Raw genomic sequence first — 11,100 nt, 5'->3', positions numbered from 1 at the left:
TACACTCGGTTCAACAGACGACGAGCAACATTTAAGGAGAAACCGCCTTGAGGTCAACATTCATCCCTTATTTCCCAAAAGAAATATGGGTTATCTTTATCGGGACGTTTTTGACGCGCGCCTGCTTTTTCATGATTTGGCCATTCATTACCATTCTCATGAGAAATAACTACGCGATGACTCCGGTGGAAATCGGCGTCATGATGAGCGTATCACTTATCGTGTCTATTTCTTTCGGCTATCTCTTCGGTGGCGCTTCAGACAAATATGGCCGTCGCACGTTGATTATTCTCGGTGCAATTGCCGCTATCATTTCATTTAGCGTACTTGCGTTGGCCAACTCACCGGCGTGGTATTTTGTCGGTATTTTACTCAATGGCATTTCGCGCTCATTGATCGAACCCGCCAGCAAAGCGGTGATCGGCGATATTCTCCATGACAGGCAAGAGCGAGAACGCGCGTTGAACATCCGCTACTTCCTGATGAACGTGGGCGCAGCCGTAGGCCCATTAGTGGGTGTCGCTCTCGGGCTGACGGCGCAGAAGGCCACCTTCTTCGTCACCGCATTGTCGTTCCTTTGCTATTTGCTGCTGGTGCTCGCGGTATTCAAAGCGGGGCACGGTAAAGAAACGCGCAACGCCACCTTCTCGTTCATTGGCTCTTTGCGGATTATCTGGAACGATCAGGCGTTCAAGGTTTTGGTTGTCGCCAACATTTTGGTGATGCTGGTCTACGGGCAGATCGACGTGACGCTGCCGCAATACCTCATGATCAGCCAGGTGCACAACCCCGAATACCTGCTCAGCGTGCTGATATTCATCAATGCAGCCACGGTGATAACGCTGCAGTATTTCACCGAGCGCTTTACCCGTCGCATGTCATTGGCACTGAAAACCAGCCTGGGCGTGTTCTTTCTCGCGCTTTCACAAATTGTCTTCCTGCTGGTTTCCAGTGAAAGCTGGGGGCTGTGGTTGGTCGCCATGTTCCTGCTCAGCCTCGGTGAAGTCATCCTGTTCCCTACGCTCAATATACAAATTGATCGTATGGCGCCGGCTAACCTAAAAGGGGCTTACTTCGGTGCCGCCACGTTTTACGAATTTGGCCTGGCGCTCGCCCCTTTTGTCGGCGGTTTGCTGTTAAAACAAGGTGGCGGTGGCGCCCTGTATGCCGTGATGTTCTTTTTATGCATCGGCGTCATCGTTCTTTATACTATTTCAGAAAGAATATCTGAGAAAAGAACGATAACCGTGTGACATTGTTAATCCGCTAATTAACGCCGCCCTTGTTTAAGCACATTAACGGGGCGGCATTATCGTGATATTAATCACAGTAAATAAATAGCGAAGGATATGCAGGTTATTATTTAATCGAACGATTTATTTAATGCCAAAAAAATAAAAGAAATCTATTTACATGAATGATTAGGAGATGTTATAAATTTGTTTATTGCAGGCGTGTAGCTCAGTGGTAGAGCGCTGTGTCATACTTCACAGAGGTCACCTGGTTCGATTCCGGTTGCGCCAACCAATATAAAACCCATTCCTTTCCCATTCTCTTTAATTATTTTCTCATCGAAATAAACCGGCAAAAATTTATATATTTACCCCTCTCTTTTCTTTCCATCGCCCCGTTGCGTTCACCGGAAAGGTGAATAATTTATTAGCCAAACGCCGCACATTCCGTACAATCCTGTTCCTTCATCTGTTCTTGTCACAAGCCATCATCGTAAACCTATGGGGGACACTGATGGACAAACGCTTTATTCAGGCGCACCGCGAAGCGCGCTGGGCGCTGGGGCTGACGCTGCTCTACCTGCTGGCCTGGGGGCTGGCGGCCTACCTGCCGGACAGCGCCATCGGCGTCACCGGCCTGCCGCACTGGTTCGAAATGGCCTGCCTGCTGGTGCCGCTGCTGTTCATCGGCCTGTGCTGGCTGATGGTGCGCACGGTGTTCCGCGACATTTCGCTGGAGGACCGCGATGCAAACTGAAGTGATCCTGCCGCTGGTCGCCTACTTGTTGCTGGTGTTCGGCCTGTCGGTGTACGCCTATCGGCGCCGCCAGAACGGAAACTTCCTCAGCGAATATTTCCTCGGCAACCGCTCGATGGGCGGCTTTGTGCTGGCGATGACCCTGACCGCCACCTACATCAGCGCCAGTTCGTTTATCGGCGGGCCTGGCGCCGCCTACAAATATGGCCTGGGCTGGGTGCTGCTGGCGATGATCCAACTGCCGGCGGTGTGGCTGTCGCTCGGCGTGCTGGGCAAGAAATTCGCCATCCTGGCGCGGCGCTACAACGCCATTACTCTCAATGACATGCTGTATGGCCGCTACCAAAGCCGCCTGCTGGTGTGGCTGGCCAGCCTCAGCCTGCTGGTGGCGTTCCTCGGCGCCATGACGGTGCAGTTCATCGGCGGCGCACGCCTGCTGGAGACCGCCGCCGGCATTCCTTACGACACCGGCCTGTTGATCTTCGGCATCAGCATTGCGCTGTACACCGCCTTCGGCGGCTTCCGCGCCAGCGTGCTGAACGACGCCATGCAGGGGCTGGTGATGCTGCTCGGCACCGTGCTGCTGCTGGTGGCGGTGATCCATGCCGCCGGCGGACTGGACAGCGCTGTGAGCAAACTGCAGCAGATCGATCCGGCGCTGGTGTCGCCGCAGGGCGGCGATCAGATCCTCAGTCTGCCGTTTATGGCGTCATTCTGGATCCTGGTGTGCTTCGGGGTGATCGGCCTGCCGCACACCGCCGTGCGCTGCATCTCCTACAAGGACAGCAAGGCGGTGCATCGCGGCATTCTGCTCGGCACCGTGGTGGTGGCGGTGCTGATGTTCGGCATGCACCTGGCCGGCGCGCTCGGCCGCGCGGTGTTGCCGGATCTCAAGATCCCCGACCAGGTGATCCCGACGCTGATGATCACCGTGTTGCCGCCGTACGCCGCCGGGATCTTTTTGGCGGCGCCGATGGCGGCGATCATGTCGACCATCAACGCCCAACTGCTGCAGTCCTCCGCCACCATCATCAAGGATCTCTACCTGGGCGTGCGGCCGCAGCAGATCCACAACGAGCGGTTGATCAAGCGCTTCTCCAGCCTGACCACGCTGATCCTCGGCCTGCTGGTGCTGCTGGCGGCCTGGCGCCCGCCGGAGATGATCATCTGGCTCAACCTGCTGGCTTTCGGCGGGCTGGAGGCGGTGTTCCTGTGGCCGCTGGTGCTGGGTCTGTATTGGGAACGCGCCAATGCTCAGGGAGCGCTTAGCTCAATGGTGTCGGGTGCGGTATGCTATACGCTATTGGCCAGCTTCAACCTGCAACCGGCGGGGCTGCATCCTATCGTGCCTTCGCTGTTGCTCAGCCTGTTGGCGTTTTATCTCGGTAACGTCGTCGGCGAAAAGCGCCGGGCGGCGTCATCATTACCCTCTTGAAGAGAATTGCTATGCCTTGGATCCAACTCAAACTGAACACCACCGGCAGCCAGGCGGAAGACCTGAGCGACGCGCTGGTGGAAAGCGGCGCCGTGTCGGTGACCTTCCAGGACACCCACGACAACCCGGTGTTCGAGCCGCTGCCGGGTGAAACCCTGCTGTGGGGCGATACCGATGTGATCGGCCTGTACGACGCGGAAACCGATATGGCCGAGGTGGTGGCGATGCTGGAGCAGCACCCGCTGCTGGGCGCCGGTTTCCGCCACAAGATAGAACAGCTGGAAGACAAGGACTGGGAGCGCGAATGGATGGACAACTTCCACCCGATGCGCTTCGGCGAGCGCTTGTGGATCTGCCCGAGCTGGCGCGACGTGCCGGATCCTGACGCGGTTAACGTGATGCTCGATCCGGGCCTGGCGTTCGGCACCGGCACCCACCCGACCACCGCGCTGTGTCTGCAGTGGCTGGACGGCCTCGATCTGGCCGGCAAAACCGTCATCGACTTCGGCTGCGGTTCCGGCATTCTGGCGATCGCCGCGCTGAAGCTGGGTGCGGCGCGCGCTATCGGCATCGACATCGATCCCCAGGCCATTCAGGCCAGCCGCGACAACGCGCAGCGTAACGGCGTCTCAGAGCGTCTGGAGCTGTATCTGCCGAAAGACCAGCCGGCGGACCTGCTGGCGGACGTGGTGGTCGCCAACATCCTCGCCGGCCCGCTGCGCGAACTGGCGCCGCTGATCGGTTGCCTGCCGAAGGCCGGCGGTCATTTGGGGCTGTCCGGCGTGCTGGCCAGCCAGGCGAGCAGCGTAGCGGAAGCCTACGAAGAGAAGTTCACGCTCGATCCGGTCGCCGAGCGCGAAGAGTGGTGCCGTATCACCGGCCGCCGTAAATAAGCGCCACGGTATATTGCTCCCTCATCCACCGGCCCCTCGCCGGTGGATTTTTTTTGTCCGGCGATCGGCCACGGGCAAGACAAAATTTTATGCAATTTTTCGCCTTTCAACGATGGATCGCCCTGACAATGCGCCTTCCAGGCAGGCTATCCCGGCAAAAATAGCGGGCGAATGCAGATAATATCCTGTGCAAAGGCGAATATTTTACCGCACACAAAACAAGCGCTTTTCGTCAACTCATTGTAAAATATATACAATATTTTTATGAATCACTGCGCAGCGCATTTTTTGCCCTAATAGCGAGCCAATTGGTTAAAGTTTGGCCTTTCATCTCGGCGCAAAAATGCGTAATATACGCGCCCTTGCGGACACAGTATGGTCACTCTTTGTCTATGCGCATTGGACACCACCAGCTTACTAATTGCCTGATTGCGGCCCCGATGGCCGGTATTACAGATCGCCCGTTCAGAACCCTCTGTCATGCAATGGGTGCTGGGATGGCCGTATCCGAAATGCTCTCCTCCAACCCGGAGGTGTGGCGGACGGATAAGTCGCGTCTGCGTATGGTGCATAGCGATGAACCAGGGATCCGCTCCGTGCAGATTGCCGGATGCGATCCTGATGATATGGCCGCCGCCGCGCGTATCAACGTGGCCAGCGGCGCGCAGATCATCGACATCAATATGGGATGCCCGGCCAAAAAAGTGAACCGGAAGCTTGCCGGGTCCGCTTTGTTGCAGTACCCGGATCTGGTTAAACGGATCCTCCACGCGGTGGTTGACGCGGTGGATGTGCCGGTAACGCTGAAGATTCGCACCGGCTGGGCGCCAGAGCATCGTAACTGTGTAGAGATTGCCCAACTGGCCGAAGACTGTGGTATTCAGGCCCTGACGATTCACGGCCGAACCCGCGCCTGTCTGTTTAACGGCGACGCGGAATACGACAGCATTCGGGCAGTTAAGCAGAGTGTTTCCATTCCGATTATCGCGAATGGGGATATTACTGACCCGCATAAAGCCAGAGCAGTGCTTGACTACACCGGGGCCGATGCCCTGATGATAGGCCGCGCTGCTCAGGGGAGACCCTGGATCTTCCGGGAAATCCAGCATTATCTGGACACTGGGGAGTTGCTGCCGCCGCTGCCGCTTGGCGAGGTGAAGCGCTTGTTGATTGGGCACATTCGGGAATTGCACGGCTTCTATGGCCAAGGCAAGGGATTCCGGATTGCTCGTAAGCACGTGTCCTGGTATCTCCAGGAACACGCTCCGAATGACCAGTTTCGGCGCACATTCAACGCCATAGAGGATGCCAGCGAACAGCTGGAGGCGTTGGAGGCATATTTCGAAAATCTTAGCGTAAAAAAAGAGCTGACAGAACTATGTTCGAACAACGCGTAAATTCTGACGTACTGACCGTTTCTACCGTTAACTCACAAGATCAGGTGACTCAAAAGCCTCTGCGTGACTCGGTTAAACAAGCACTGAAGAACTATTTTGCTCAACTGAACGGTCAAGACGTAAATGACCTGTATGAGCTGGTACTGGCTGAAGTTGAACAGCCACTGTTGGACATGGTGATGCAATACACCCGTGGCAACCAGACCCGCGCAGCCCTGATGATGGGCATCAACCGCGGCACGCTGCGCAAGAAGCTGAAAAAATACGGCATGAACTGATACTAGTCAGTTAACGTGTTGATAAAAGGCGCTTTATCTCATTTGATAAGCGCCTTTTTCTTTTTCTGACTTGTGCCTACATTGGCAAGGATTTGCGCGGAATGCGCTTATCGATATATCCGGCAAAGAAATAGCAAATACCCGCCACGCCCGCGATCATCACGTAGCGCTTCCACCCGTCCAAATCCACGCCCAGGCTATCCAGCCCGCTCAACACCACAAACACCAGCAGGCCCAAGATAACCGATGCTCTGTCTGTCCAGGCTGGTGGGGGTGTCAATAACCGCCTTATCCAGTGGGATTTCATAGCGCTTCCTTCTTGCTTACGATTGAGTCGCCAATCGATGAAGAATACTCTCACGTTTTAATCGGGGCGACAAAGCGGGGCATCGGCTCTGGATTGCAGGCAATAAAAAAGGCCGCGGCGCGGCCCTTGGGGTAAAAAGCGGAGACCTTACTCGGTCGCTTTGTTCTTGAGGCTTTCCGCCCCTTGCTTGGTCTTGTCCCAAGCCTTCTCCGTACCCTGTTTGGTGGAGTGCCAGGCTTTTTGCGAGCCTTCGCTCACTTTGCTGCCGACGCTGTCGCTCTTGCCTTCAGCGGCGTGCTTGGCTTTCAGCTTCAGCTCTTCACCCTTGTCCTGAGACTGGTGCAGCTTTTCTTTGGCGGTATCCGCCCCTTTATGCGCCTCAGCGACGACCTCGTTGCTGGCGTGAGCGGCGGTGTCGGTCGCGGTTTCAGCAGCGAACACCGGGGAAGCGAGCAGCAGTGCAGACAAGGCAATGATTGATTTCTTCATAAGTCCCTCTTTTCTCAGATACGTGCCATTCGTCATGACACAAGATGGCATGAAACACCCCTTGAACGATTTAAGAATAGGACTAAAACCAAAAAAATCGATATAAAATTTCATTACCAACGGTTTTATTGATTTTTTATGCCACCAAACAGTATGAGCGGGGAAAGCGCACGAAAAAGTTAAATTTTTCCTGTCACAAAACTATAATTTGTACGAATTTTTAACAAGCACCAACAGGGATGGATTCTATGGTTGCCGCGATCATTATCGGCATTTTTATCATCAGCTTCCTCTACGCACACTCCCGCGGCAAAGAGAAACAAAAGCTTACCCGCCAACTGTTCGATCACTCCACCTTTATGGGGCCGATCAACATGTTTATGACCGGTTTCTCCCGTTTGCCCGCCAAACAGCCCTATTTCGACGAAAAAGGCTTCCCGGAGCTGCAGACGCTGACCGACAACTGGCAGGTGATCCGCGAGGAAGCCGTGCGCTTGCAGGATCACATCAAAAAGGCGCAGTCGCACAACGACGCCGGATTCAACACCTTCTTCAAACGCGGCTGGAAACGTTTTTATCTGAAGTGGTACAGCGACAGCCACCCTTCGGCGCAAACGCTGTGCCCGAAAACCGTCGAACTGCTCAACCGCATCCCATCCGTAAAGGCGGCGATGTTCGCCGAGCTACCGCCCGGCAGCCATTTGGGTAAACACCGCGATCCTTACGCCGGCTCGGTGCGCTATCACCTGGGGCTGATGACGCCCAACGACGATCGCTGCTTCATCGAGGTGGACGGCGAGCAGCACAGCTGGCGCGACGGCCAAGCGGTGATCTTCGATGAAACCTACGTGCACTGGGCGCAGAACGCCACCGATCAGACGCGCATCATTCTGTTTTGCGACGTCGAGCGGCCCATGAAATGGCGCTGGGCGCAAGCGGTCAACCACTGGGTCGGCGCTACGCTGATGTCGGCGGCCAGTTCGCCGAATGACGATCAGGACCGCACCGGCGGCATCAACCGCATCTTCAAATACGTCAACGCGGTGCGCGACGCCGGCCAGCGCCTGAAGGCGCGTAATCGCCGCGGTTACTACCTGCTGAAGTGGCTGGTGATCGCCGCCATTTTCGCCGCCATCATCCTCCCCAGTCTGTAAACCGCCGCCAATCGTCAATCCAGAGGCAACGCGAATGAGAATATTCGCATGCCTCTCTTCCTCTGTACCCCGTACCCTGTGTTAACATACGCATTCCTAGAGCCGCCTCCGCTGGCCAACAGCTATCCCTCCGAAGCCTGATAGCAGCGCAAACCGCCCTTCGAATGTAAATGTTTAGTCAATTATGGAATTCCGACTAAACCCTGGCCGTACCTGGGTGTCTGAGTAGTCGTATCGCTATCGAGTGGAACCTTTATGCGTTACAGCTTGCTGCCCCTTTTAACGTATAAAAAGAGTTTCTATGAAATCAGCCAAAGCATTTCAACTGGCCTTGCTGCACCCGCGCTACTGGTTAACCTGGTTCGGCCTCGCCCTGCTGTTCCTGCTGGTCCAACTCCCCTACCCGTTGCTCAATCGGCTGGGAGTGTGGATGGGGCGCACCTCGATGCGATTTCTCAAACGCCGCGTCACCATCACCCGTCGCAACCTCGAGCTGTGCTTCCCCGAGATGGACGAAGCGCAGCGCGAGCGCAAGGTGGTGGGCAACTTCGAATCGCTCGGCATGGGCCTGTTGGAAACCGGCATGGCCTGGTTCTGGTCGGATAAACGCGTCAAACGCTGGTTCAACGTCTCCGGCATCAACCACCTCAAAATGGCGCAGCGCGACGATCGCGGCGTGCTGGTGATCGGCGTGCACTTCATGTCGCTGGAGCTGGGCGGCCGGGCAATGGGCCTGTGCCAGCCGATGATGGCGATGTACCGTCCGCACAACAATAAAGCGATGGAGTGGGCGCAGACCAAAGGCCGCATGCGTTCCAACAAGGCGATGATCGACCGCAAGGATCTGCGCGGCATGGTGCACGCGCTCAAGCGCGGCGAGGCGGTATGGTTCGCGCCGGATCAGGACTATGGCCCGCGCGGCAGCGTATTCGCGCCGCTGTTCGCCGTCGATCAGGCCGCCACCACCAGCGGCACCTTCATGCTGGCACGCATGGCCAACCCGGCGCTGGTGCCGGTGGTGCTGATCCGCCGCGAAGGCGGCCGCGGCTACGACCTGCTGATCCAGCCGGCCCTGGAAGACTACCCGCTCAGCGACGAACAGGCGGCGGCGGCTTACATGAACAAAGTGATCGAGAAAGAGATCATGCGGGCGCCGGAGCAATACATGTGGCTGCACCGCCGCTTCAAAACCCGACCGGCTGGTGCGCCCTCGCTGTACTGACCTTTTTTCCAGCCCGGCCGACGCCGCAATGCCGCTCACTTAAGCCTGAGTGGCATTTTTTTATCCAGCCTCTGGGCGTTCTGTGCAGGGGAATTGCCGTAAATGTCCCGCATTTCTCTGTGGCCAATATGAACGGCAATTGGAGGGGCCGATGGCGCGGCCCCTCCACCCGCGCCTTCGCTTAACACCATCTGTCCGCTACGCGGATACCCTCGCCGCGTCTGCGTTGTCGGGCGGGTCGGCTGCGACAAACGTCCCTGTTAGTCTCGCCTCAACCGGCCTTCCCTGGCCGGTTGCCCCTGACAACACCGTCTTGCTCGGCAGCCGGTGATGCGCGCCCAAGGTCAACACCTGAGCTGGCAGCTACCGGGAAATCTGTCGCTTATGAGGTTGTGGTAGAGAAGTTGGAGATGAGCGCGGTGTTGGGTGCCCTTGAAGACGCCGAACGCAGGCATAGCGCATTAGGCGAAACCGCCATGGACGGCGGTTTCAGGTGAGACAGGCAGGGACGCCTGTCGCAACCGGCCTCAATGCGGTATGGCGGAGCGAGGGGAGTTGGCAAAGCCAACCGTCTGATAGGGCAAAGGCGCGGGTTGCCAGGGGCCGCGCCTTCGGCCCCTGGCTCGGTCGAGGTGCGTGAGCCACATGGGGCATCTCACTTTTATCGACCGAAAATGTCACGAACGCCTGCAGAAAAACGCTAACTGATCAGCATTGCGGCCGACGCCGGGCTTTTTTGTGCGCCGCGTTTAAAAAATCTGCGGCTCAAAATCCCGCTTTCCTGTAATCTCCTTCTTTACCCGCACAGGAAAGGAAATGATGAAAGCTCAAGTCCGCATTGCTCTGGTCGGTGATTACAACCCGCAAGCCGTGGCCCATCAGGCCATCCCCGTGGCGCTCCAGCTCACCGCCGCCCATCTCGACATCGACGTGCAGCCCCAGTGGCTACCGACCGAATCCTTGACCTCCCCCGATGTCCTGCAAGATTTCGATGCCATCTGGGTGGTGCCGGGCAGCCCGTATCGACACGACGACGGCGCCTTTATGGCGATCCGCCATGCGCGGGAAAACGACGTGCCGTTTCTCGGTTCCTGCGGCGGTTTTCAGTACGCCATCATCGAGTACGCCCGCAACGTGATGGGCTGGCACGACGCCGGCCATGCGGAAACCGACAGCGGTGGCCGGTTGGTGATCGCCCCGCTGAGCTGCTCGCTGGTGGAAAAAACCGGCGACATCGTTTTTCAGCCTGACACGCGCGTCGCGCAGGCCTACGGCTGCCTGAACACCCATGAAGGCTACCACTGCAACTTTGGCGTGAATCCGGACTTCGTCGCCGACCTTGAGCGCTTCCCGCTGATTATCAGCGGCCACGATGCCGAAGGCGACGTGCGCGCCATCGAACTGCCGGGCCGGCGTTTTTACGTCGCCACGCTGTTCCAATCAGAACGCGCTGCGTTGCGCGGCGAGCTTTCGCCGCTGGTGGTGGAACTGATCAAAGCCGCCGTCTGCTAACCTGCACCTCCCCCGTAGGATCCAGCCGCAGCGAGACACGGTTCTCGTTGCGTCTTTCATTTCGGGTATCAACTCGACATCAACGTTTCACATTTATTATCTCATTAAAGTTAATCCATTAATCGCCCAATAACGGATCATTCATCGCAGTTTAATTGAAACGCCATAATCCTATGAAAGTTAACAGCAGCATTACGAATAAAGAAATGCATGAAATCACAATAAGATTTATTTCTTATTATTCATTATTATTTCTTTTATAATAATACAGCATAAGAAATTCTTTATAATTTTTTATGATTCAGCCTGTTATCTCTGGCAGAGAAGCCATCGAACTTGCCCGCTTAGATACCACTCCGTTATCGCTCACGATCCGCCTCAGCTCCGCCTCTTTTTATCAAAAATAAAAAAACGCAAACAAAAC

Annotated in this window: 11 protein-coding genes and 1 tRNA gene; 10 read left to right on the top strand and 2 right to left on the bottom strand. The window is 56.4% G+C overall.

The window, feature by feature from the left end:
• Positions 1 to 47: 47 nt before the first annotated feature.
• From ACMGGK_RS01685 to fis, 7 genes are all read left to right on the top strand, one after another.
• Positions 48 to 1,253 carry an MDR family MFS transporter gene (locus ACMGGK_RS01685; RefSeq protein WP_016930245.1) on the top strand — a complete coding sequence of 402 codons (1,206 nt, stop codon included), beginning with the start codon at positions 48 to 50 and terminating at the stop codon, positions 1,251 to 1,253.
• Positions 1,254 to 1,450: 197 nt separating this feature from the next.
• Positions 1,451 to 1,527, top strand: a tRNA-OTHER gene (locus ACMGGK_RS01680).
• 219 nt (positions 1,528 to 1,746) lie between these two features.
• Positions 1,747 to 1,989: a YhdT family protein gene (locus tag ACMGGK_RS01675; RefSeq protein ID WP_004936865.1), complete on the top strand. Its 243-nt coding sequence runs from the start codon at positions 1,747 to 1,749 to the stop codon at positions 1,987 to 1,989.
• Positions 1,979 to 3,424 carry a sodium/pantothenate symporter gene (gene panF / locus ACMGGK_RS01670; RefSeq protein ID WP_004936863.1) on the top strand — a complete coding sequence of 482 codons (1,446 nt, stop codon included), beginning with the start codon at positions 1,979 to 1,981 and terminating at the stop codon, positions 3,422 to 3,424. The genes ACMGGK_RS01675 and panF overlap by 11 nt, the downstream gene beginning before the upstream one ends.
• 11 nt (positions 3,425 to 3,435) lie before the next feature.
• Positions 3,436 to 4,317, top strand: coding sequence for a 50S ribosomal protein L11 methyltransferase (gene prmA, locus ACMGGK_RS01665; protein WP_016930246.1), 882 nt, complete (start codon positions 3,436 to 3,438; stop codon positions 4,315 to 4,317).
• Positions 4,318 to 4,709: 392 nt separating this feature from the next.
• A complete protein-coding gene (gene dusB, locus ACMGGK_RS01660) occupies positions 4,710 to 5,714 on the top strand; it encodes a tRNA dihydrouridine synthase DusB (RefSeq protein ID WP_004936856.1) in 1,005 nt (334 codons plus the stop codon).
• A complete protein-coding gene (fis, locus tag ACMGGK_RS01655; RefSeq protein WP_000462905.1) occupies positions 5,696 to 5,992 on the top strand; it encodes a DNA-binding transcriptional regulator Fis in 297 nt (98 codons plus the stop codon). Before dusB ends, fis begins: the two co-directional genes overlap by 19 nt.
• Positions 5,993 to 6,068: 76 nt before the next feature.
• Here fis and ACMGGK_RS01650 read toward each other — a convergent pair whose 3' ends face one another.
• Positions 6,069 to 6,299 carry a hypothetical protein gene (locus ACMGGK_RS01650; RefSeq protein ID WP_164053940.1) on the bottom strand — a complete coding sequence of 77 codons (231 nt, stop codon included), beginning with the start codon at positions 6,297 to 6,299 and terminating at the stop codon, positions 6,069 to 6,071.
• A gap of 147 nt (positions 6,300 to 6,446) precedes the next feature.
• Positions 6,447 to 6,788 carry a hypothetical protein gene (locus tag ACMGGK_RS01645; protein ID WP_016930249.1) on the bottom strand — a complete coding sequence of 114 codons (342 nt, stop codon included), beginning with the start codon at positions 6,786 to 6,788 and terminating at the stop codon, positions 6,447 to 6,449.
• A 248-nt stretch (positions 6,789 to 7,036) separates the two neighbouring features.
• Between ACMGGK_RS01645 and lpxO the strand changes: the two genes are divergently transcribed.
• The 3 genes from lpxO to ACMGGK_RS01630 all read left to right on the top strand — a co-directional run bounded on the left by lpxO (position 7,037) and on the right by ACMGGK_RS01630 (position 10,676).
• A complete protein-coding gene (lpxO, locus tag ACMGGK_RS01640) occupies positions 7,037 to 7,942 on the top strand; it encodes a lipid A hydroxylase LpxO (RefSeq protein ID WP_004936848.1) in 906 nt (301 codons plus the stop codon).
• A 301-nt stretch (positions 7,943 to 8,243) separates the two neighbouring features.
• Positions 8,244 to 9,164 (top strand): kdo(2)-lipid IV(A) palmitoleoyltransferase, encoded by a 921-nt coding sequence (lpxP, locus tag ACMGGK_RS01635; protein ID WP_016930250.1) that lies wholly within the window; start codon positions 8,244 to 8,246, stop codon positions 9,162 to 9,164.
• 819 nt (positions 9,165 to 9,983) lie between these two features.
• The gene (locus ACMGGK_RS01630; RefSeq protein WP_049299941.1) at positions 9,984 to 10,676 is read left to right on the top strand and encodes a CTP synthase; all 693 of its coding nucleotides are present in this window, start codon (positions 9,984 to 9,986) and stop codon (positions 10,674 to 10,676) included.
• The last annotated feature ends 424 nt before the right edge of the window (positions 10,677 to 11,100 follow it).

The sequence above is a fragment of the Serratia sp. BNK-33-b genome (assembly GCF_048684565.1).
Taxonomy (GTDB): domain Bacteria; phylum Pseudomonadota; class Gammaproteobacteria; order Enterobacterales; family Enterobacteriaceae; genus Serratia; species Serratia marcescens.
This window is presented reverse-complemented; position numbering and strand designations above follow the sequence as displayed.